Genomic DNA, 21,428 nt, shown 5'->3' on the forward strand with positions numbered 1-21,428 from the left:
CCTTAAGCCTTTTTCAGGTCGCCTGGCGCACGGGCAGGCTCAACCGGTGGATAGTACGGTTCGTTATGACGCGCTTTGCTGCGCAATCCTTCCGGCACGTCGTATAGCGGGCCGAGATGCTGATACTGCTGGGCCATATCGAGATATTTTGCGCTACCGAGCGTATCCAGCCAGCGGAACGCGCCGCCGTGGAACGGAGGGAAGCCCAGGCCATAAACCAGCGCCATATCGGCTTCTGCCGGGGTGGCGATAATGCCCTCTTCGAGACAGCGCACCACTTCGTTGACCATGGGGATCATCATGCGGGCGATAATCTCTTCATCGCTGAAATCACGCTTCGGCTGGCTGACTTCCGCCAGCAGGCTATCGACTGCGGTATCCTCTTCCTTCTTCGGCTTACCTTTACTGTCTTCTTTGTAGCGCCAGAAGCCGAGGCCATTTTTCTGGCCGAAACGGTTAGCGTCGAACAGCGCATCGATCGCATCGCGATAATCTTTCTGCATCCGCTGCGGGAAGCCCGCCGCCATGACCGCCTGCGCGTGATGCGCGGTATCAATGCCAACGACGTCCAGCAGATAGGCCGGGCCCATCGGCCAGCCAAACTGCTTCTCCATTACTTTATCGACTTTGCGGAAGTCCGCGCCGTCGCGCAGCAGCTGGCTGAAACCGGCGAAGTAGGGGAACAGCACGCGGTTAACAAAGAAACCGGGGCAGTCGTTGACCACAATCGGCGTTTTGCCCATTTTGCCGGCCCAGGCGACCACTTTCGCAATGGTTTCGTCCGAGCTTTTCTCGCCGCGAACGATCTCGACCAGCGGCATCCGGTGCACCGGGTTAAAGAAGTGCATACCGCAGAAGTTTTCCGGGCGCTTCAGTACGCTGGCCAACTCGCTGATGGGAATGGTGGAGGTATTCGAAGCCAGCACGGTATCCGGGCGGACTTTGTCTTCCGTTTCCGCCAGCACCGCTTTTTTCACTTTCGGATTCTCAACAACGGCTTCGACCACGACGTCCACGCGTTCAAAGCCGGCGTAATCCAGGGTTGGCTGAATAGTAGAAATGACGCCAGCCATCTTAAGACCGTCGATTTTGCCGCGCTCAAGCTGTTTATTCAGCAGCTTGGCCGCTTCGGTCATGCCCAGCGTCAGCGATTTGTCGTTGATATCTTTCATGACGACCGGCACGCCTTTCCAGGCTGACTGGTATGCAATGCCGCCGCCCATAATTCCCGCGCCCAGCACGGCCGCGTGTTTTGGCGTGTCGATATCTTTCGTCAGCTTCTTCGCTTTTGCTTTGACGTACTGATCGTTAAGGAAGATACCTACCAGCGCACGCGCCTCGTTGGTATGCGCCAGCGGGACGAAACTTTTATTTTCCAGATCCAGCGCTTCTTCGCGACCAAAGCGGGCGGCGGCTTCGATGGTTTTAACGGCGGTAATCGGGGCCGGGTAGTGCTTCCCGGCGGTTTGCGCCACCATGCCTTTGGCGATGGTAAAACTCATCGCGGCTTCAATTTTACTCAGATGCAGCGGCTCCAGCTTCGGCTGGCGCTTCGCCTTCCAGTCCAGGTCGCCTTTAATAGCCTGACGCAGAATCGCGACCGCGCCATCGATCAGTTTTTCATGCTTAACCACGCCATCGACGAGGCCGATTTTTAAGGCCTGTTCGGCGCCAACGTCTTTACCGGCGGCAATGATTTCCAGCGCGCTGTCCGCGCCAAGCATCCGCGGCATCCGCACCGAGCCGCCAAAGCCCGGCATGATGCCCAGCTTCGTTTCCGGCAGACCAATGCGCAGATCCGGCGTCGCCAGGCGATAATCGGTCGCCAGCACGCATTCGCAGCCGCCGCCCAACGCATAGCCGTTGACGGCGGAGATGGTCGGAACCGGCAAATCTTCCAGGCGATTAAATACGCTATTAGCGAAATGCAGCCACTGGCTGAGCTGTTCTTCGGGAACCAGGAACAGAGAAAGAAATTCGGTGATATCCGCGCCGACAATAAAAGCGGCTTTCTCGGAGCGTAGCAGCAGCCCTTGCAGATCTTTTTGTTTTTCGAGTACGTCCAGCGCTTCACCGAGGCTGGCTACGGTTGCGGTATCGAGCTTGTTGACCGAGCCGGGGGCATCAAATACCAGTTCGGCAATGCCGTCTTCCCGCCAGTCGAGGTACAGGGTGTCGCCTTTGTAGAGCATGTCAGTCTCCTGAATCCAGCAATATGATCTGGTCGTACCAGATGAGACGGAGTGTGGATTTTATGTTAAGAAATTGCAAATAAGACTTTAAATAAATGCTGGTCGGATCACACCCGGTAGAGATCACCCCGTTTGAGGTCATTGTGCTAAGATGCGAAGCATCACGATCTCATAAAATCAAAGGATAAATGATGGAATCCCTTGCCGGTCTCTATAAAAATCATATCGTTACCTTACAAGAACGCACCCGCGATGTTCTGGCCCGCTTTAAGCTGGATGCCCTGCTGATCCACTCCGGTGAACTGGTCAACGTCTTCCTTGACGATCATCCGTATCCGTTCAAGGTCAATCCCCAGTTCAAAGCCTGGGTGCCGGTTACGCAGGTCCCTAACTGCTGGCTGCTGGTGGACGGCGTCAATAAACCCAAACTGTGGTTCTATCTGCCGGTCGACTACTGGCATAACGTGGAACCGCTGCCGACCTCATTCTGGACCGAAGAGGTGGATGTGATTGCCCTGCCGAAAGCGGATGGTATCGGTAGCCAGCTGCCTGCCGCGCGCGGCAATATTGCCTATATCGGGCCGGTGCCGGAACGTGCGTTGGGGTTAGATATCGCGGCGGATAAAATCAACCCGAAAGGGGCGATCGATTATCTGCACTACTATCGTTCTTATAAAACTGACTATGAGCTGGCCTGCATGCGCGAAGCGCAGAAGTCAGCGGTTAACGGTCATCAGGCCGCTCATGAAGCGTTCCTCTCCGGGATGAGCGAGTTTGATATCAACCAGGCCTATCTGACCGCGACCGGCCATCGCGACACCGATGTACCGTACAGCAACATTGTGGCGCTGAACGAACATGCCTCCGTGCTGCATTATACGAAGCTGGATCATCGCGCGCCGGCGGAATTGCGCAGCTTCCTGCTGGATGCGGGCGCGGAATATAACGGCTATGCGGCGGATCTGACGCGTACCTGGGCGGCGCATGGCGATAGTGACTATGCTCAACTGATTAAAGACGTTAATGAGGAACAGCTGGCGCTGATTAGCACCATGAAGGCGGGCGTGAGCTACGTGGATTATCATGTCCAGTTCCATCAGCGTATTGCCAAACTGCTGCGCAAACATCAGATAGTCAAAGATATGAGCGAAGAAGCGATGGTGGAAAACGACCTGACCGGACCGTTTATGCCACACGGCATTGGTCATCCTTTAGGTCTCCAGGTTCATGATGTCGCGGGTTTTATGCAGGATGATTCGGGTACCCATCTGGCCGCGCCGGCAAAATATCCTTACCTGCGCTGCACGCGCGTACTGCAGCCGCGGATGGTATTGACGATTGAACCGGGCATCTACTTTATTGAATCGCTGCTGGCGCCGTGGCGCGAAGGGCAGTTCAGCAAACACTTCAACTGGCAGAAAATTGAAGCGCTGAAACCGTTTGGCGGTATTCGTATTGAAGACAACGTCGTGATCCACGAAAACAGTATTGAAAACATGACGCGCGATCTGAAACTGGCGTAATGGAAAGCTGGTTGATACCGGCCGCGCCGGCCACCTTTGTGGAAGAGATCAAAAAGAGCCGCTTTATCACGCTGTTGGCGCACACCGACGGCGTAGCGGCGGCAAAGGCGTTTGTCGAGTCAGTCAGGGCGGATCACCCGGATGCCCGTCACCACTGCGTGGCGTGGGTCGCCGGGCCTCCGAATGACTCGCAGCAGCTGGGGTTTTCCGACGATGGCGAACCGGCGGGGACGGCGGGTAAACCGATGCTGGCGCAGCTGATGGGTAGCGGCGTCGGCGAGATAACCGCTGTCGTCGTGCGCTACTACGGTGGTATTCTGCTGGGCACCGGCGGCCTGGTCAAAGCGTACGGCGGCGGTGTGCACCAGGCGCTTGCGCTGCTGACAACACAGCGCAAGACGCCGCTGACCGCGTATACTTTGCAGTGTGAATACGGGCAGTTGGCCGGGATTGAAACGCTGTTGGCTCAGTTCTCAGGGAAAATTGTCGAAAGCGAATATCAAGCGTCTGTTCAGCTGCGCGTGGCGCTTCCTCAGGCTGAAGTGGCGCTATTTTCAGCAAAACTGGCTGATTTTAGTCGCGGTTCGTTGCAATTACTGAAGATTGACGAATAATCCCCACCTGATTTTTTTGCATATCAAAGGAAGCGCCAGAGATGCATTTTCGCGCGATAACCCGAATCGTTGGACTGCTGGTCATTTTGTTTTCGGGGACAATGATCCTCCCGGGATTAATAGCCCTGATATATCGCGATGGTGCGGGGCGGGCGTTTACCCAGACCTTTTTTGTTGCCCTGGCGATCGGTTCGCTGCTGTGGTGGCCCAACCGTCATGAGAAGGGTGAACTGAAATCCCGCGAAGGGTTTCTCATCGTCGTGCTGTTCTGGACGGTGCTCGGAAGCGTCGGTTCGCTGCCCTTTATCTTCTCTGAACAGCCCAACCTGAGCATTACGGATGCCTTCTTTGAATCCTTCTCGGGTCTGACAACGACCGGGGCAACCACGCTGGTTGGGTTAGATTCGTTACCCCACGCCATTCTTTTCTATCGTCAGATGCTGCAATGGTTTGGCGGGATGGGGATCATCGTGCTGGCGGTAGCGATACTGCCGATACTGGGCGTCGGGGGGATGCAGCTGTATCGGGCGGAAATGCCCGGGCCGCTGAAAGATAACAAGATGCGGCCGCGCATTGCTGAGACGGCGAAAACGCTGTGGCTTATCTATGTCTTACTGACGGTGGCCTGTGCGCTGGCGCTGTGGTTTGCCGGCATGCCGGCGTTCGACGCCATCGGGCACAGCTTCTCGACGATTGCGATTGGCGGATTCTCCACCCATGACGCCAGCGTGGGCTACTTTAATAGCCCAACGATTAACTCCATTATTGCGATTTTCTTGCTGATATCGGGCTGTAACTACGGCCTGCACTTTTCATTACTCAGCGGGCGTAGCCTGAAAGTGTACTGGCGCGATCCCGAATTCCGCATGTTCATCGGCGTGCAGCTCACGCTGGTGGTGGTATGTACCCTGGTGCTGTGGCTGCATGACGTCTACAGTTCGGCGCTCATGACGGTGAATCAGGCGTTCTTTCAGGTTGTATCGATGGCGACAACGGCGGGCTTCACGACCGACAGCATTGCGCGCTGGCCGCTATTTTTACCGGTCCTCCTCCTCTGTTCGGCTTTTATCGGCGGCTGTGCCGGGTCGACTGGCGGTGGTTTGAAGGTTATCCGTATTCTTCTGCTTTTCAAGCAGGGTAACCGTGAGCTTAAACGGCTGGTACATCCTAACGCGGTATACAGTATTAAACTGGGGAACCGCGCGCTGCCGGAACGTATCCTGGAAGCCGTCTGGGGATTCTTCTCCGCCTATGCGCTGGTGTTTATCATTAGTATGCTGGCGATTATCGCCACCGGCGTGGATGATTTCTCGGCCTTTGCTTCGGTCGTTGCGACGCTGAATAACCTTGGCCCTGGGCTGGGCGTTGTGGCGGATAACTTTGCGACGATGAACCCTGTCGCAAAATGGATCTTGATTGCTAATATGCTGTTTGGTCGTCTGGAAGTGTTCACCTTGCTGGTGCTATTTACTCCGACTTTCTGGCGCGAATAACAGGAGTGCCTGTGAAAACTTTGATTCTCTTTTCTACCCGCGACGGACAGACGCGTGAAATCGCCTCCTATCTGGCATCTGAATTAAAAGAGCAGGGGATTGATGCGGACACGATCGATCTCAACCGCACCAATGAAGTGGAGTGGCCCTTATACGATCGTGTCGTCATCGGCGCATCAATCCGCTATGGTCATTTTCATCCCGCCTTAGAACGGTTTGTAAAAACGCATCTTCAGTCGCTGCAGGCGCTACCGGGCGCCTTTTTCTCGGTCAACCTCGTCGCGCGTAAGCCAGAAAAACGAACGCCGCAGACCAACAGCTACACCCGCAAGTTTCTGCTTAACTCGCCGTGGCAGCCGCAGCACTGCGCGGTGTTTGCCGGCGCGCTCCGCTATCCACGCTATCGTTGGTACGATCGGTTTATGATTCGCCTTATTATGAAGATGACCGGCGGCGAAACGGATGTCACTAAAGAAGTGGTGTATACCGACTGGCAGCAGGTGGGCAGATTTGCGCGGGAAATTGCGCAAATGACCAGCAAATAGCGCGTTAAATCACCCTGGTGATGGAAAGTTGAGCGAACGAAAAGTTTTTTGAAATTTCCCCTTGTCACTTCGGAATTACTCCCTATAATGCGCTCCCACTGACACGGAACAACGGCTTACAGCCCGCCGGGTCAGCGGGATTCAGCGATGAATACCGGCAGAGAAAAGCGAAAATAATCGCTTGACTCTGAATGAGGAAAACGTATTATACGGGACCTCGCGACAGAGCGCTGAAGCGCGTCGCAACTGCTCTTTAACAATTTATCAGACAATCTGTGTGGGCACTCAAAGTGACATGGATTCTTAACGTCCTCGGACGAAAAATGAATACCAAGTCTCAAAGAGTGAACACGTAATTCATTACGAAGTTTAATTCTACGAGCATCAAACTTAAATTGAAGAGTTTGATCATGGCTCAGATTGAACGCTGGCGGCAGGCCTAACACATGCAAGTCGAACGGTAGCACAGAGAGCTTGCTCTCGGGTGACGAGTGGCGGACGGGTGAGTAATGTCTGGGAAACTGCCTGATGGAGGGGGATAACTACTGGAAACGGTAGCTAATACCGCATAACGTCGCAAGACCAAAGAGGGGGACCTTCGGGCCTCTTGCCATCAGATGTGCCCAGATGGGATTAGCTAGTAGGTGGGGTAACGGCTCACCTAGGCGACGATCCCTAGCTGGTCTGAGAGGATGACCAGCCACACTGGAACTGAGACACGGTCCAGACTCCTACGGGAGGCAGCAGTGGGGAATATTGCACAATGGGCGCAAGCCTGATGCAGCCATGCCGCGTGTATGAAGAAGGCCTTCGGGTTGTAAAGTACTTTCAGCGGGGAGGAAGGTGTTGAGGTTAATAACCTCAGCAATTGACGTTACCCGCAGAAGAAGCACCGGCTAACTCCGTGCCAGCAGCCGCGGTAATACGGAGGGTGCAAGCGTTAATCGGAATTACTGGGCGTAAAGCGCACGCAGGCGGTCTGTCAAGTCGGATGTGAAATCCCCGGGCTCAACCTGGGAACTGCATTCGAAACTGGCAGGCTGGAGTCTTGTAGAGGGGGGTAGAATTCCAGGTGTAGCGGTGAAATGCGTAGAGATCTGGAGGAATACCGGTGGCGAAGGCGGCCCCCTGGACAAAGACTGACGCTCAGGTGCGAAAGCGTGGGGAGCAAACAGGATTAGATACCCTGGTAGTCCACGCTGTAAACGATGTCGACTTGGAGGTTGTTCCCTTGAGGAGTGGCTTCCGGAGCTAACGCGTTAAGTCGACCGCCTGGGGAGTACGGCCGCAAGGTTAAAACTCAAATGAATTGACGGGGGCCCGCACAAGCGGTGGAGCATGTGGTTTAATTCGATGCAACGCGAAGAACCTTACCTACTCTTGACATCCAGAGAACTTAGCAGAGATGCTTTGGTGCCTTCGGGAACTCTGAGACAGGTGCTGCATGGCTGTCGTCAGCTCGTGTTGTGAAATGTTGGGTTAAGTCCCGCAACGAGCGCAACCCTTATCCTTTGTTGCCAGCGGTCCGGCCGGGAACTCAAAGGAGACTGCCAGTGATAAACTGGAGGAAGGTGGGGATGACGTCAAGTCATCATGGCCCTTACGAGTAGGGCTACACACGTGCTACAATGGCATATACAAAGAGAAGCGACCTCGCGAGAGCAAGCGGACCTCATAAAGTATGTCGTAGTCCGGATTGGAGTCTGCAACTCGACTCCATGAAGTCGGAATCGCTAGTAATCGTGGATCAGAATGCCACGGTGAATACGTTCCCGGGCCTTGTACACACCGCCCGTCACACCATGGGAGTGGGTTGCAAAAGAAGTAGGTAGCTTAACCTTCGGGAGGGCGCTTACCACTTTGTGATTCATGACTGGGGTGAAGTCGTAACAAGGTAACCGTAGGGGAACCTGCGGTTGGATCACCTCCTTACCTTAAAGAACCTGCCTTTGTAGTGCTCACACAGATTGTCTGATGAAAATGTAGCAGTAAAAAATCTCTGCAGGCTTGTAGCTCAGGTGGTTAGAGCGCACCCCTGATAAGGGTGAGGTCGGTGGTTCAAGTCCACTCAGGCCTACCAAATTCGCTCCCGTGCTGCGTTGTGAAATAACTCGCATACTTCAGTATGCTTCGTTCTTCCACGCCTTGCCCGGAATCGAATTACGGTAAATGAGATTAACTACGATGGGGCTATAGCTCAGCTGGGAGAGCGCCTGCTTTGCACGCAGGAGGTCTGCGGTTCGATCCCGCATAGCTCCACCATCTTTACTGCACAACACAAGAAAACTTCAGAGTGTACCTGAAAAGGTTCACTGCGAAGTTTTGCTCTTTAAAAATCTGGATCAAGCTGAAAATTGAAACGACACACAGTTAATGTGTGTTCGAGTCTCTCAAATTTTTGCGACACGACGATGTTTTACGAAACATCTTCGGGTTGTGAGGTTAAGCGACTAAGCGTACACGGTGGATGCCCTGGCAGTCAGAGGCGATGAAGGACGTGCTAATCTGCGAAAAGCGTCGGTAAGGTGATATGAACCGTTACAGCCGGCGATGTCCGAATGGGGAAACCCAGTGCAATTCGTTGCACTATCGTTAACTGAATACATAGGTTAACGAGGCGAACCGGGGGAACTGAAACATCTAAGTACCCCGAGGAAAAGAAATCAACCGAGATTCCCCCAGTAGCGGCGAGCGAACGGGGAGCAGCCCGGAGTCTGAATCAGCTTGTGTGTTAGTGGAAGCGTCTGGAAAGTCGCAGGGTACAGGGTGATACTCCCGTACACTAAAACACACAGGTTGTGAACTCGAAGAGTAGGGCGGGACACGTGGTATCCTGTCTGAATATGGGGGGACCATCCTCCAAGGCTAAATACTCCTGACTGACCGATAGTGAACCAGTACCGTGAGGGAAAGGCGAAAAGAACCCCGGCGAGGGGAGTGAAAAAGAACCTGAAACCGTGTACGTACAAGCAGTAGGAGCCCACTTGTTGGGTGACTGCGTACCTTTTGTATAATGGGTCAGCGACTTATATTCTGTAGCAAGGTTAACCGTATAGGGGAGCCGCAGGGAAACCGAGTCTTAACTGGGCGTTAAGTTGCAGGGTATAGACCCGAAACCCGGTGATCTAGCCATGGGCAGGTTGAAGGTTGGGTAACACTAACTGGAGGACCGAACCGACTAATGTTGAAAAATTAGCGGATGACTTGTGGCTGGGGGTGAAAGGCCAATCAAACCGGGAGATAGCTGGTTCTCCCCGAAAGCTATTTAGGTAGCGCCTCGTGAACTCATCTTCGGGGGTAGAGCACTGTTTCGGCTAGGGGGTCATCCCGACTTACCAACCCGATGCAAACTACGAATACCGAAGAATGTTATCACGGGAGACACACGGCGGGTGCTAACGTCCGTCGTGAAGAGGGAAACAACCCAGACCGCCAGCTAAGGTCCCAAAGTCATGGTTAAGTGGGAAACGATGTGGGAAGGCCCAGACAGCCAGGATGTTGGCTTAGAAGCAGCCATCATTTAAAGAAAGCGTAATAGCTCACTGGTCGAGTCGGCCTGCGCGGAAGATGTAACGGGGCTAAACCATGCACCGAAGCTGCGGCAGCGACACTATGTGTTGTTGGGTAGGGGAGCGTTCTGTAAGCCGTTGAAGGTGGCCTGTGAGGGTTGCTGGAGGTATCAGAAGTGCGAATGCTGACATAAGTAACGATAATGCGGGTGAAAAACCCGCACGCCGGAAGACCAAGGGTTCCTGTCCAACGTTAATCGGGGCAGGGTGAGTCGACCCCTAAGGCGAGGCCGAAAGGCGTAGTCGATGGGAAACAGGTTAATATTCCTGTACTCGGTGTTACTGCGAAGGGGGGACGGAGAAGGCTATGTTGGCCGGGCGACGGTTGTCCCGGTTTAAGCATGTAGGCGGATGTTCCAGGTAAATCCGGAACGTCACTAACGCTGAGGTGTGATGACGAGGCACTACGGTGCTGAAGTGACAAATGCCCTGCTTCCAGGAAAAGCCTCTAAGCATCAGGTAACATCAAATCGTACCCCAAACCGACACAGGTGGTCAGGTAGAGAATACCAAGGCGCTTGAGAGAACTCGGGTGAAGGAACTAGGCAAAATGGTGCCGTAACTTCGGGAGAAGGCACGCTGATGGTAGGTGAAGCGACTTGCTCGTGGAGCTGAAATCAGTCGAAGATACCAGCTGGCTGCAACTGTTTATTAAAAACACAGCACTGTGCAAACACGAAAGTGGACGTATACGGTGTGACGCCTGCCCGGTGCCGGAAGGTTAATTGATGGGGTTATCCGTAAGGAGAAGCTCTTGATCGAAGCCCCGGTAAACGGCGGCCGTAACTATAACGGTCCTAAGGTAGCGAAATTCCTTGTCGGGTAAGTTCCGACCTGCACGAATGGCGTAATGATGGCCAGGCTGTCTCCACCCGAGACTCAGTGAAATTGAACTCGCTGTGAAGATGCAGTGTACCCGCGGCAAGACGGAAAGACCCCGTGAACCTTTACTATAGCTTGACACTGAACACTGGTCCTTGATGTGTAGGATAGGTGGGAGGCTTTGAAGTGTGGACGCCAGTCTGCATGGAGCCATCCTTGAAATACCACCCTTTAATGGCTGGTGTTCTAACGTGGGCCCCTAATCGGGGTTGCGGACAGTGTCTGGTGGGTAGTTTGACTGGGGCGGTCTCCTCCTAAAGAGTAACGGAGGAGCACGAAGGTCAGCTAATCCTGGTCGGACATCAGGAGGTTAGTGCAATGGCATAAGCTGGCTTGACTGCGAGCGTGACGGCGCGAGCAGGTGCGAAAGCAGGTCATAGTGATCCGGTGGTTCTGAATGGAAGGGCCATCGCTCAACGGATAAAAGGTACTCCGGGGATAACAGGCTGATACCGCCCAAGAGTTCATATCGACGGCGGTGTTTGGCACCTCGATGTCGGCTCATCACATCCTGGGGCTGAAGTAGGTCCCAAGGGTATGGCTGTTCGCCATTTAAAGTGGTACGCGAGCTGGGTTTAGAACGTCGTGAGACAGTTCGGTCCCTATCTGCCGTGGGCGCTGGAGAATTGAGGGGGGCTGCTCCTAGTACGAGAGGACCGGAGTGGACGCATCACTGGTGTTCGGGTTGTCATGCCAATGGCATTGCCCGGTAGCTAAATGCGGAAGAGATAAGTGCTGAAAGCATCTAAGCACGAAACTTGCCCCGAGATGAGTTCTCCCTGACTCCTTGAGAGTCCTGAAGGAACGTTGAAGACGACGACGTTGATAGGCCGGGTGTGTAAGCGCAGCGATGCGTTGAGCTAACCGGTACTAATGAACCGTGAGGCTTAACCTTACAACGCCGAAGATGTTTTGGCGGATTGAGAGATTTTCAGCTTAGATTCAGAGTTGAGTACGCAATAATTTGCGCAGCAGCAAGGCGACAAGCGAAGGAAAGGAAGGAGCATACTGTAGTATGTGACTGACTTTACGAGCGCGGGCAACGCGGCTGATGCGATAAAGAATTGCGTACTGAGCACAAAGAATTTGCCTGGCGGCACTAGCGCGGTGGTCCCACCTGACCCCATGCCGAACTCAGAAGTGAAACGCCGTAGCGCCGATGGTAGTGTGGGGTCTCCCCATGTGAGAGTAGGGAACTGCCAGGCATCAAACAAGTGAAGAGCCCATCCTGACGGATGGGCTTTTTGCGTTTTTGTCGTTTAAAATTGCCAGATTTTAGTCACGCCATGGTACCTGCTCCCCCTGACAATCAGGAAGCCTTCCCTCGCTATATACGGTAAACTAATGCAGATTTTGCATCTGGAAGCCATTATGAGCCACTCACTTAAGCCCTGGAACACCTTCGGTATTGACCGTTCTGCCAAAGCGATTGTACGCGCCGAAACTGAAAAACAGCTACTGGATGCCTGGCAAAATGCCACCGCAGAGCGCCAGCCAACCCTGATCCTTGGTGAAGGAAGCAATGTTCTGTTCCTGAAGGATTATTCCGGTACGGTCATTATCAACCGTATTATGGGGATAGAAGTGAGTGAAACATCTGACACGTGGCATTTGCATGTTGGTGCAGGAGAAAACTGGCATCAGCTGGTCCAGTTTGCGTTAAATAACGGAATGCCGGGCCTGGAAAATCTTGCTTTGATTCCTGGCTGCGCCGGCTCCTCGCCGATTCAAAATATTGGTGCTTACGGCGTTGAATTACAGAAAGTTTGCCGCTACGTCGACTGCATTGAGTTGGTCACGGGTGTGAAACAGCGTCTTTCCGCTGCTGAATGTCGCTTTGGCTACCGGGACAGTATTTTTAAACATGAATATCAGGACCGCTACGCCATTGTGGCGGTTGGTTTGACGTTGCCAAAAGCCTGGCAACCCGTTTTGACCTACGGTGATTTAACCCGGCTCGATCCGCAAACCGTTACCCCGCAGCAGGTATTTGACGCCGTCTGTCATATGCGCATGACCAAACTCCCCGATCCAAAAGTGAATGGAAATGCGGGGAGCTTCTTTAAGAACCCGGTCGTTAGCGCGGACAAGGCGCAAGCGCTGCTGGCGACCTATCCGGGTATCCCTCACTACCCTCAGCCGGATGGCAGTATGAAACTTGCCGCCGGCTGGCTTATCGATCAATGCCAGCTTAAAGGTAAAGTGATGGGTGGCGCAGCGGTGCATAGCCAGCAGGCGCTGGTATTGATCAATCAGCATCAGGCAACCAGTGAAGACGTGGTTGAGCTGGCTCATTACGTACGCCAGCAGGTTGGTGAGAAGTTTAATATCTGGTTACAGCCGGAAGTGCGCTTTATCGGTGAAACGGGTGAAGTTAATGCCGAGGAGACCATCGCATGAAAGACTACACCGTTCCTTTGACGCTAATATCGATCCTGGCCGACGCTGAATTTCACTCAGGTGAACAGCTTGGCGAGCGTTTAGGGATGAGTCGGGCAGCAATCAACAAGCATATTCAAACGTTACGCGATTGGGGAGTCGACGTATTTACCGTTCCGGGTAAAGGCTACAGTCTCCCTGAGCCTATCCAGCTTCTGGATGAAGAGCAGATCGCCAGGCAGATCGAGCATGGCCGGGTAACCGTACTACCGGTGATTGATTCCACGAACCAGTATCTTCTGGACAGACTTAGCGAACTGCAATCGGGTGATGCCTGCGTGGCTGAGTATCAGCAGGCAGGTCGCGGCCGCCGCGGGCGCAAGTGGTTCTCGCCGTTTGGTTCTAACCTTTACCTTTCAATGTACTGGCGACTGGAGCAGGGCCCTGCTGCGGCTATAGGCTTGAGTCTGGTCATTGGGATCGTCATTGCCGAGGTGCTGCAAAGCCTGGGGGCGGATAAAGTTCGGGTGAAATGGCCAAACGATCTCTATTTACAGGATCGGAAGCTGTCCGGGATCCTGGTGGAACTCACGGGGAAAACCGGCGATGCTGCGCAGATAGTCAGCGGCGCGGGGATCAACCTCATGATGCGCCGGGTGGAGTCTGATGTTGTCAATCAGGGTTGGATCAGCCTCCAGGAGGCAGGGATCTCTATCGATCGTAATACGTTAGCGGCTTGTCTGATTAAAGAGCTGCGGGCAGGATTTAAACTTTTTGAGAATGAAGGTCTGGCACCCTATCTCACCCGCTGGGAAAAGCTCGATAACTTTATTAATCGACCGGTTAAACTTATTATTGGCGATAAAGAGATCTTTGGTATTTCGCGAGGTATTGATGCTCAAGGCGCATTATTACTGGAGCAGGACGGGATGGTAAAACCCTGGATTGGCGGTGAGATATCATTGCGCAGCGCTGAATAAAAGAAGGGGAGCTAACGCTCCCTTTTTTATTTTCTTAAACGCACCTGATTCACAGAGTGGTTTGCGCTTTTGGTCATTATAAGGCTGGCTCGCTCACGCGTTGGTAGAATGTTCTCTTTTAAATTCAAAAGATTAATCTCATTCCACAGCGATGTGGCAATATCAATTGCTTCATCTTTAGACAGCTGAGCATAGCTATGAAAATAGGAGTCCGGGTCGGTAAACGCGCCTTCGCGGAATTTCAGAAAACGATTGATATACCAGTTTTTTAGCAGTTCTTCAGGCGCATCAACGTAAATTGAAAAATCAACGAAGTCCGAAACAAATACATGATGCGGATCGTGTGGATAATCCATGCCGCTCTGCAGAACATTTAATCCCTCAAGAATTAATATATCAGGCTGCGTGACGGTTTTATCCCCATCAGGAATGACGTCGTAAATCAGATGTGAATAAACCGGAGCCGTAGCGTCAGGAACGCCGGATTTCAGGTCTGAGACGAATTTAACCAGGCGATGCATGTCATAAGACTGCGGGAAGCCCTTCTTCTTCATCAGGCCGCGTTCTTTCAATACCGCGTTAGGATGCAGAAAACCATCTGTCGTGATTAATTCTACATGTCGATGTTCAGGCCAGCGGCTCAGCAATGCTTGCAGCACGCGCGCGGTAGTGCTCTTCCCGACCGCCACGCTACCCGCAATGCTAATGATGTAAGGAATACGTTGGCCATTAGTGCCAAGAAATTGTTCCAGTACAGCCTGGCGGCGCAGATTAGAGCTGATATAGAAATTGAGTAAACGCGACAGCGGCAAATAAATTTCCGCTACTTCTTCCAGGGAAAGATCTTCGTTGATGCCTTTTAACCGCGTGATTTCTTCTTCTGTTAGCGTCATCGGAACGGAATCACGAAGCGCAGCCCATTGGTCGCGGTTAAATTGTAGATACGGTGTCATTAACGTTTGCTCTTTTAGGCTCATAAGCATGCTCTTGCAACCGCCGAAGTACATGAAAGCGGGGTGCTTCACACTAGTTAATCAGGACAATGGGCAGGAGGGTAACACCAGATTGCGAGGAATAATAAGAAAAAAACTCATTGAATGATGCTTTCTAAAGGTAGCATCACAGAGATGAATGGTTTGGTAAGGGGATATAAAGTTCTCAGCAGAGACCCGTGGGTTATTCATTGAATCGGGTGGTCAGGTGATGGGGTATCGATGCCGCTTTAACGACTTCACTCTACTTTTAGCCCTCCTCGGCAACCCTATCCGTGAGGAAGATTGGCGTATTTTTGTCCTGCTCTGTTTGAAATTACACCATTTTTTCTCGTTTGAGCACAAAATGTGAGCAATAGAACATTTTCTGCAATTTTTTAGTTGCATGAACTCGCAGGTCTCCCTAGAATGCGCGCTACTTGATGCCGACTTAGCTCAGTAGGTAGAGCAACTGACTTGTAATCAGTAGGTCACCAGTTCGATTCCGGTAGTCGGCACCATCAAGTGCCTGGTGGGGTTCCCGAGCGGCCAAAGGGAGCAGACTGTAAATCTGCCGTCATCGACTTCGAAGGTTCGAATCCTTCCCCCACCACCATCTTTCGGCAACGCTTTGCGGAGCCAGAGTTGATTGGTTAAACTGGTCAGCTCAAACAAAAAAAGAGACGCTTCTCTTTTTTTTGTTATAGAAAGAACTGGGTAGCCGAGTTTCAGGATGCGGGCATCGTATAATGGCTATTACCTCAGCCTTCCAAGCTGATGATGCGGGTTCGATTCCCGCTGCCCGCTCCAAACGTGCTGATATGGCTCAGTTGGTAGAGCGCACCCTTGGTAAGGGTGAGGTCCCCAGTTCGACTCTGGGTATCAGCACCACTTCTTTATCTCTCCTCCCCTGTTTCTCTCTTGTTTATTGCATTCAACAAGTCGGGCATGTTGCCCGGTTGATGTGGTGATATCACCGATTTATCCGTGTCTTAGAGGGACAATCGATGTCTAAAGAAAAGTTTGAACGTACAAAACCGCACGTTAACGTCGGTACTATCGGCCACGTTGACCATGGTAAAACAACGCTGACCGCTGCAATCACTACCGTTCTGGCTAAAACCTACGGTGGTTCTGCTCGCGCATTCGACCAGATCGATAACGCGCCGGAAGAAAAAGCTCGTGGTATCACCATCAACACTTCTCACGTTGAATATGACACCCCGACTCGCCACTACGCGCACGTAGACTGCCCGGGCCACGCCGACTATGTTAAAAACATGATCACCGGTGCTGCGCAGATGGACGGCGCGATCCTGGTTGTTGCTGCGACTGACGGCCCGATGCCGCAGACTCGTGAGCACATCCTGCTGGGTCGTCAGGTAGGCGTTCCGTACATCATCGTGTTCCTGAACAAATGCGACATGGTTGATGACGAAGAGCTGCTGGAACTGGTTGAAATGGAAGTTCGTGAACTTCTGTCTCAGTACGATTTCCCGGGCGACGACACTCCGATCGTTCGCGGTTCCGCTCTGAAAGCGCTGGAAGGCGACGCAGACTGGGAAGCGAAAATCATCGAACTGGCTGGCTACCTGGATTCTTACATCCCGGAACCAGAGCGTGCGATTGACAAGCCGTTCCTGCTGCCGATCGAAGACGTATTCTCCATCTCCGGTCGTGGTACCGTTGTTACCGGTCGTGTAGAGCGCGGTATCATCAAAGTTGGCGAAGAAGTTGAAATCGTTGGTATCAAAGAGACTGCGAAGTCTACCTGTACTGGCGTTGAAATGTTCCGCAAACTGCTGGACGAAGGCCGTGCTGGTGAGAACGTCGGTGTTCTGCTGCGTGGTATCAAGCGTGAAGAAATCGAACGTGGTCAGGTACTGGCTAAGCCGGGTTCTATCAAGCCGCACACCAAGTTCGAATCTGAAGTGTACATTCTGTCCAAAGACGAAGGCGGCCGTCATACTCCGTTCTTCAAAGGCTACCGTCCGCAGTTCTACTTCCGTACAACTGACGTGACTGGCACCATCGAACTGCCGGAAGGCGTAGAGATGGTAATGCCGGGCGACAACATCAAAATGGTTGTTACCCTGATCCACCCAATCGCGATGGACGACGGTCTGCGTTTCGCAATCCGTGAAGGTGGCCGTACCGTTGGCGCGGGCGTGGTTGCTAAAGTTCTCGGCTAATTGCTGATAACATTTGACGCAATGCGCAATAAAAGGGCATCATTTGATGCCCTTTTTGCACGCTTTCACACCAGAACCTGGCTCATCAGTGATTTTTTGGGTCATAATCATTGCTGAGACAGGCTCTGAAGAGGGCGTTAAGTCCGAAACGCAGCAGAGCATTTCGGTTTGGTCGCCTCGCATTTCATGCGGGGTGAAGTTATTTGTCTGAATTCTTGTGACAGGTTGGTTTATGAGTGCGAATACCGAAGCTCAAGGGAGCGGGCGCGGCCTCGAAGCGATGAAGTGGACAATCGTAGTCGTGCTGCTGGTTGTGGCCATCGTCGGCAACTTCCTTTATCGTGACATTATGCTGGCAGTGCGTGCGCTGGCTGTAGTGATTCTGATCGCTGCAGCGGGCGGTGTCGCGCTGTTAACGACAAAAGGTAAGGCGACAGTCGCCTTCGCTCGTGAAGCGAGAACCGAAGTCCGCAAGGTGATCTGGCCGACTCGCCAGGAAACGTTGCATACCACGCTGATTGTTGCCGCAGTGACTGCCGTAATGTCACTGATCCTGTGGGGACTGGATGGTATTCTGGTTCGCCTGGTATCCTTTATCACTGGCCTGAGGTTCTGAGATGTCTGAAGCTCCTAAAAAACGCTGGTACGTCGTTCAGGCGTTTTCCGGTTTTGAAGGTCGCGTAGCTACCTCGTTGCGTGAACATATCAAATTACACAATATGGAAGAGTTGTTTGGCGAAGTCATGGTGCCGACCGAAGAAGTGGTCGAAATCCGCGGCGGCCAGCGTCGTAAAAGCGAACGCAAATTCTTCCCGGGCTACGTGCTGGTCCAGATGGTGATGAACGACGCGAGCTGGCACCTGGTGCGCAGCGTACCGCGTGTGATGGGTTTCATTGGCGGTACATCTGACCGTCCGGCACCGATCAGCGACAAAGAAGTCGACGCGATCATGAACCGTCTGCAGCAGGTTGGCGATAAGCCGCGGCCGAAAACGCTGTTTGAGCCGGGTGAAATGGTTCGCGTTAGCGACGGTCCATTTGCCGACTTTAACGGTGTGGTTGAAGAAGTGGACTACGAGAAGTCTCGTCTGAAAGTGTCCGTTTCTATCTTCGGTCGTGCAACGCCGGTTGAGCTGGACTTCGCTCAGGTAGAAAAAGCCTAACAGCCGATCAAAAAAGCAACGTTTTAATCGTTGCATGAGGCGCGGAATTGACATACAATTTCGCGCCTTTTGTTTTTATGGGTCTGATTCCCATAAAGCGATATTTATCACGGGGAGCCTTTTTAGGCGCTACACCCAAACGAGGAAATTTACATGGCTAAGAAAGTACAAGCCTATGTCAAGCTGCAGGTTGCAGCTGGTATGGCAAACCCGAGTCCGCCGGTTGGTCCAGCACTGGGTCAGCAGGGTGTGAACATCATGGAATTCTGCAAAGCGTTCAACGCAAAAACTGAATCCCTGGAAAAAGGTCTGCCGATCCCGGTTGTTATTACCGTTTACGCTGACCGTTCTTTCACCTTCGTTACCAAAACTCCGCCGGCAGCAGTTCTGCTGAAAAAAGCGGCTGGTATCAAGTCTGGTTCCGGTAAACCGAACAAAGACAAAGTAGGTAAAATTTCCCGCGCTCAGCTGCAGGAAATCGCGCAGACCAAAGCTGCCGACATGACTGGTTCCGACATTGAAGCGATGACTCGCTCCATTGAAGGTACTGCACGTTCCATGGGCCTGGTAGTGGAGGACTAAGAAATGGCTAAACTGACCAAGCGCATGTCCGTGATTCGTGACAAAGTTGATGCGACCAAACAGTACGACATCAACGAAGCCATCTCTCTGCTGAAAGAACTGGCTACTGCTAAGTTCGTTGAAAGCGTTGATGTTGCCGTTAACCTCGGCATCGACGCGCGTAAATCTGACCAGAACGTCCGCGGCGCGACCGTACTGCCGCACGGTACTGGCCGTTCAGTTCGCGTAGCCGTATTTGCCCAGGGCCCGAACGCTGAAGCAGCTAAAGCTGCTGGCGCAGAGCTGGTAGGTATGGAAGATCTGGCTGACCAGATCAAAAAAGGCGAAATGAACTTTGACGTTGTTATTGCTTCCCCGGATGCAATGCGCGTTGTTGGCCAGCTGGGCCAGGTTCTGGGTCCGCGCGGCCTGATGCCAAACCCGAAAGTGGGTACCGTAACGCCGAACGTTGCTGAAGCGGTTAAGAACGCTAAAGCAGGTCAGGTTCGTTACCGTAACGACAAAAACGGCATCATCCACACCACCATCGGTAAAGTGGATTTTGACGCTGATAAACTGAAAGAAAACCTGGAAGCTCTGCTGGTTGCGCTGAAAAAAGCAAAACCGACTCAGGCTAAAGGCGTGTACATCAAGAAAATCAGCATCTCCACCACCATGGGTGCTGGCGTTGCCGTTGATCAGGCTGGTCTGAGCGCTTCTGCGAACTAAGATTAGCTTTACGTGGGCGGTGAATTTGTCTACAATCTTACCCCCACGTATTCTGCTTATAGCAGACGTATAGCCGAGATATTCAGGCTGTGGCAAGGCGACAAATGAGTGAATCGCCTGGAGCATAGTTAACTATGTGACTGGTGTGAACGAAGGCAGTCAATGCCGCCACAGATTGAATAGCGACGGATAGACAAGATTTGTTCGTTGGAGCCTGGCCTATCCAGGCCTCCGTCGAAGACCGCAGGTGTTTCGCAAGAGACTTAATGCCCTGCGTAGACGGTGACAGAACGCTAAGATTATTTTTGGATACTCTGGCTTGTTTCTGCTCACCGTATTAAGACGCTCTTCTCTTTGAGTAGAGTGAAGTGAGTTCCGGAGCATGAGCTCTGGCAAACATCCAGGAGCAAAGCTAATGGCTTTAAATCTTCAAGACAAACAAGCGATTGTTGCTGAAGTCAGCGAAGTAGCCAAAGGCGCGCTGTCTGCAGTAGTTGCGGATTCCCGTGGCGTGACTGTAGACAAAATGACTGAACTGCGTAAAGCAGGTCGTGAAGCTGGCGTATACATGCGTGTTGTTCGCAACACCCTGCTGCGCCGCGTCGTTGAAGGTACTCCTTTCGAGTGCCTGAAAGACACGTTTGTTGGTCCGACCCTGATTGCATACTCTATGGAACACCCGGGCGCTGCCGCTCGTCTGTTCAAAGAGTTCGCGAAAGCGAATGCAAAATTTGAGGTCAAAGCCGCAGCCTTTGAAGGTGAGCTGATCCCGGCGTCGCAAATCGACCGCCTGGCAACTCTGCCGACCTACGAAGAAGCAATTGCACGCCTGATGGCAACCATGAAAGAAGCTTCGGCTGGCAAACTGGTTCGCACTCTGGCTGCTGTACGCGATGCGAAAGAAGCTGCTTAATCGCAGTTGTCTTTGTAAAGCATTCGCTTACGTATAAACTTATTCTGATATTCAGGAACAATTTAAATGTCTATCACTAAAGATCAAATCATTGAAGCAGTATCCGCTATGTCCGTAATGGACGTTGTTGAGCTGATCTCTGCAATGGAAGAAAAATTCGGTGTTTCCGCTGCTGCTGCTGTAGCTGTAGCTGCTGGCCCGGTTGAAGCTGCTGAAGAAAAAACTGAATTCGACGTAATTCTGAAAGGTATCGGCGCTAACAAAGTTGCCGTTATCAAAGCAGTACGTGGCGCAACTGGCCTGGGTCTGAAAGAAGCTAAAGACCTGGTAGAATCTGCTCCGGCCGCTCTGAAAGAAGGCGTGAGCAAAGATGACGCTGAAGCACTGAAAAAATCTCTGGAAGAAGCTGGCGCTGAAGTTGAAGTTAAATAAGCCAACCTTTCCGGTTGCAGCCTGAGAAATCAGGCTGATGGCTGGTGACTTTTTAGTCACCAGCCTTTTTGCGCTGTAAGGCGCCAGTAGAATTTCACACTGTTTGACTACTGGTTGTCCTGACAATGCTTGTTTCTATAGACGACTTAATATACTGCGACAGGTTAGGGCTCCTGAGCTGTGTAAATCGCAATGAAATGGTTTAAGCGTGATAGAAACAGGTATTGCGGAAAGTGTTCCATTTTCCGGTCAACAAAATAGTGTTGCATAAAAAACTGCCTTATGTGGGC

15 protein-coding genes, 6 tRNA genes and 3 rRNA genes are annotated in these 21,428 nt (G+C 52.4%); 22 read left to right on the top strand and 2 right to left on the bottom strand.

The window, feature by feature from the left end; genetic code table 11:
• Window positions 1-2: 2 nt before the first annotated feature.
• Window positions 3-2,192, bottom strand: coding sequence for a fatty acid oxidation complex subunit alpha FadB (fadB, locus tag CDA56_RS02480; protein ID WP_025108388.1), 2,190 nt, complete (start codon window positions 2,190-2,192; stop codon window positions 3-5).
• A 191-nt stretch (window positions 2,193-2,383) separates the two neighbouring features.
• On the opposite strand from fadB, the gene pepQ reads away from it, so the two are divergent.
• The 11 genes from pepQ (at window position 2,384) to birA (ending at window position 14,177) form a co-directional block, all read left to right on the top strand.
• Window positions 2,384-3,715: a Xaa-Pro dipeptidase gene (gene pepQ, locus CDA56_RS02490; protein ID WP_009652560.1), complete on the top strand. Its 1,332-nt coding sequence runs from the start codon at window positions 2,384-2,386 to the stop codon at window positions 3,713-3,715.
• Complete coding sequence (locus CDA56_RS02495; RefSeq protein ID WP_014227487.1) at window positions 3,715-4,329, top strand: IMPACT family protein; 615 nt, start codon at window positions 3,715-3,717, stop codon at window positions 4,327-4,329. The genes pepQ and CDA56_RS02495 overlap by 1 nt, the downstream gene beginning before the upstream one ends.
• A 41-nt stretch (window positions 4,330-4,370) precedes the next feature.
• Window positions 4,371-5,822: a Trk system potassium transporter TrkH gene (trkH, locus tag CDA56_RS02500; protein WP_025108386.1), complete on the top strand. Its 1,452-nt coding sequence runs from the start codon at window positions 4,371-4,373 to the stop codon at window positions 5,820-5,822.
• Between the two features lie 11 nt (window positions 5,823-5,833).
• The gene (gene hemG, locus CDA56_RS02505; RefSeq protein WP_025108385.1) at window positions 5,834-6,367 is read left to right on the top strand and encodes a menaquinone-dependent protoporphyrinogen IX dehydrogenase; all 534 of its coding nucleotides are present in this window, start codon (window positions 5,834-5,836) and stop codon (window positions 6,365-6,367) included.
• Window positions 6,368-6,759: 392 nt separating this feature from the next.
• A 16S ribosomal RNA gene (locus CDA56_RS02510) occupies window positions 6,760-8,299 on the top strand.
• Window positions 8,300-8,370: 71 nt separating this feature from the next.
• Window positions 8,371-8,447 (top strand) — tRNA-Ile (locus tag CDA56_RS02515).
• A gap of 106 nt (window positions 8,448-8,553) precedes the next feature.
• Window positions 8,554-8,629 (top strand) — tRNA-Ala (locus CDA56_RS02520).
• Between the two features lie 178 nt (window positions 8,630-8,807).
• Window positions 8,808-11,713 (top strand): 23S ribosomal RNA (locus CDA56_RS02525).
• 194 nt (window positions 11,714-11,907) lie between these two features.
• Window positions 11,908-12,023: ribosomal RNA gene (rrf, locus tag CDA56_RS02530) — 5S ribosomal RNA — on the top strand.
• Together the 16S, 23S and 5S rRNA genes with 2 tRNA genes alongside form the textbook arrangement of a ribosomal RNA operon.
• 166 nt (window positions 12,024-12,189) lie before the next feature.
• The gene (gene murB / locus CDA56_RS02535; RefSeq protein WP_064375892.1) at window positions 12,190-13,218 is read left to right on the top strand and encodes a UDP-N-acetylmuramate dehydrogenase; all 1,029 of its coding nucleotides are present in this window, start codon (window positions 12,190-12,192) and stop codon (window positions 13,216-13,218) included.
• The gene (gene birA, locus CDA56_RS02540) at window positions 13,215-14,177 is read left to right on the top strand and encodes a bifunctional biotin--[acetyl-CoA-carboxylase] ligase/biotin operon repressor BirA (RefSeq protein WP_014837096.1); all 963 of its coding nucleotides are present in this window, start codon (window positions 13,215-13,217) and stop codon (window positions 14,175-14,177) included. Before murB ends, birA begins: the two co-directional genes overlap by 4 nt.
• Window positions 14,178-14,203: 26 nt before the next feature.
• Here the strand turns inward: birA and coaA are convergent, their stop codons facing one another.
• A complete protein-coding gene (gene coaA, locus CDA56_RS02545; RefSeq protein WP_014227490.1) occupies window positions 14,204-15,154 on the bottom strand; it encodes a type I pantothenate kinase in 951 nt (316 codons plus the stop codon).
• Between the two features lie 439 nt (window positions 15,155-15,593).
• Between coaA and CDA56_RS02550 the strand changes: the two genes are divergently transcribed.
• From CDA56_RS02550 to rplL, 11 genes are all read left to right on the top strand, one after another.
• A tRNA-Thr gene (locus CDA56_RS02550) sits at window positions 15,594-15,669 on the top strand.
• A gap of 10 nt (window positions 15,670-15,679) precedes the next feature.
• Window positions 15,680-15,764 (top strand) — tRNA-Tyr (locus CDA56_RS02555).
• A 119-nt stretch (window positions 15,765-15,883) separates the two neighbouring features.
• Window positions 15,884-15,958, top strand: a tRNA-Gly gene (locus tag CDA56_RS02560).
• A gap of 5 nt (window positions 15,959-15,963) precedes the next feature.
• Window positions 15,964-16,039: transfer RNA gene (locus tag CDA56_RS02565), tRNA-Thr, on the top strand.
• 116 nt (window positions 16,040-16,155) lie between these two features.
• On the top strand, window positions 16,156-17,340 hold the full coding sequence (gene tuf / locus CDA56_RS02570) for an elongation factor Tu (RefSeq protein WP_004097636.1): 1,185 nt from the start codon (window positions 16,156-16,158) through the stop codon (window positions 17,338-17,340).
• A gap of 232 nt (window positions 17,341-17,572) precedes the next feature.
• Window positions 17,573-17,956, top strand: coding sequence for a preprotein translocase subunit SecE (gene secE / locus CDA56_RS02580; protein ID WP_004097638.1), 384 nt, complete (start codon window positions 17,573-17,575; stop codon window positions 17,954-17,956).
• 1 nt (window position 17,957) lies between these two features.
• Complete coding sequence (gene nusG, locus CDA56_RS02585; RefSeq protein WP_002438628.1) at window positions 17,958-18,503, top strand: transcription termination/antitermination protein NusG; 546 nt, start codon at window positions 17,958-17,960, stop codon at window positions 18,501-18,503.
• 153 nt (window positions 18,504-18,656) lie between these two features.
• The gene (gene rplK, locus CDA56_RS02590) at window positions 18,657-19,085 is read left to right on the top strand and encodes a 50S ribosomal protein L11 (protein WP_004097640.1); all 429 of its coding nucleotides are present in this window, start codon (window positions 18,657-18,659) and stop codon (window positions 19,083-19,085) included.
• A 3-nt stretch (window positions 19,086-19,088) separates the two neighbouring features.
• Window positions 19,089-19,793 carry a 50S ribosomal protein L1 gene (rplA, locus tag CDA56_RS02595; protein ID WP_004097642.1) on the top strand — a complete coding sequence of 235 codons (705 nt, stop codon included), beginning with the start codon at window positions 19,089-19,091 and terminating at the stop codon, window positions 19,791-19,793.
• Between the two features lie 415 nt (window positions 19,794-20,208).
• Complete coding sequence (rplJ, locus tag CDA56_RS02605; protein WP_004097644.1) at window positions 20,209-20,706, top strand: 50S ribosomal protein L10; 498 nt, start codon at window positions 20,209-20,211, stop codon at window positions 20,704-20,706.
• A 66-nt stretch (window positions 20,707-20,772) separates the two neighbouring features.
• On the top strand, window positions 20,773-21,138 hold the full coding sequence (gene rplL / locus CDA56_RS02610; RefSeq protein ID WP_004097645.1) for a 50S ribosomal protein L7/L12: 366 nt from the start codon (window positions 20,773-20,775) through the stop codon (window positions 21,136-21,138).
• Window positions 21,139-21,428: the final 290 nt, after the last annotated feature.

The organism is Klebsiella michiganensis (assembly GCF_002925905.1).
In the GTDB taxonomy this organism is placed as follows: Bacteria; Pseudomonadota; Gammaproteobacteria; order Enterobacterales; family Enterobacteriaceae; genus Klebsiella; species Klebsiella michiganensis.

What these genes read in the sequence shown, in the direction of transcription:
- tuf (WP_004097636.1), top strand. Translation starts at nt 16,156, where the DNA reads ATGTCTAAAGAAAAGTTTGAACGTACAAAACCGCACGTTAACGTCGGT.
- rplA (WP_004097642.1), top strand. Translation starts at nt 19,089, where the DNA reads ATGGCTAAACTGACCAAGCGCATGTCCGTGATTCGTGACAAAGTTGAT.
- fadB (WP_025108388.1), bottom strand. Translation starts at nt 2,192, where the DNA reads ATGCTCTACAAAGGCGACACCCTGTACCTCGACTGGCGGGAAGACGGC.
- CDA56_RS02495 (WP_014227487.1), top strand. Translation starts at nt 3,715, where the DNA reads ATGGAAAGCTGGTTGATACCGGCCGCGCCGGCCACCTTTGTGGAAGAG.
- rplK (WP_004097640.1), top strand. Translation starts at nt 18,657, where the DNA reads ATGGCTAAGAAAGTACAAGCCTATGTCAAGCTGCAGGTTGCAGCTGGT.
- trkH (WP_025108386.1), top strand. Translation starts at nt 4,371, where the DNA reads ATGCATTTTCGCGCGATAACCCGAATCGTTGGACTGCTGGTCATTTTG.
- secE (WP_004097638.1), top strand. Translation starts at nt 17,573, where the DNA reads ATGAGTGCGAATACCGAAGCTCAAGGGAGCGGGCGCGGCCTCGAAGCG.
- nusG (WP_002438628.1), top strand. Translation starts at nt 17,958, where the DNA reads ATGTCTGAAGCTCCTAAAAAACGCTGGTACGTCGTTCAGGCGTTTTCC.
- rplJ (WP_004097644.1), top strand. Translation starts at nt 20,209, where the DNA reads ATGGCTTTAAATCTTCAAGACAAACAAGCGATTGTTGCTGAAGTCAGC.
- murB (WP_064375892.1), top strand. Translation starts at nt 12,190, where the DNA reads ATGAGCCACTCACTTAAGCCCTGGAACACCTTCGGTATTGACCGTTCT.
- pepQ (WP_009652560.1), top strand. Translation starts at nt 2,384, where the DNA reads ATGGAATCCCTTGCCGGTCTCTATAAAAATCATATCGTTACCTTACAA.
- coaA (WP_014227490.1), bottom strand. Translation starts at nt 15,154, where the DNA reads ATGAGCCTAAAAGAGCAAACGTTAATGACACCGTATCTACAATTTAAC.
- birA (WP_014837096.1), top strand. Translation starts at nt 13,215, where the DNA reads ATGAAAGACTACACCGTTCCTTTGACGCTAATATCGATCCTGGCCGAC.
- rplL (WP_004097645.1), top strand. Translation starts at nt 20,773, where the DNA reads ATGTCTATCACTAAAGATCAAATCATTGAAGCAGTATCCGCTATGTCC.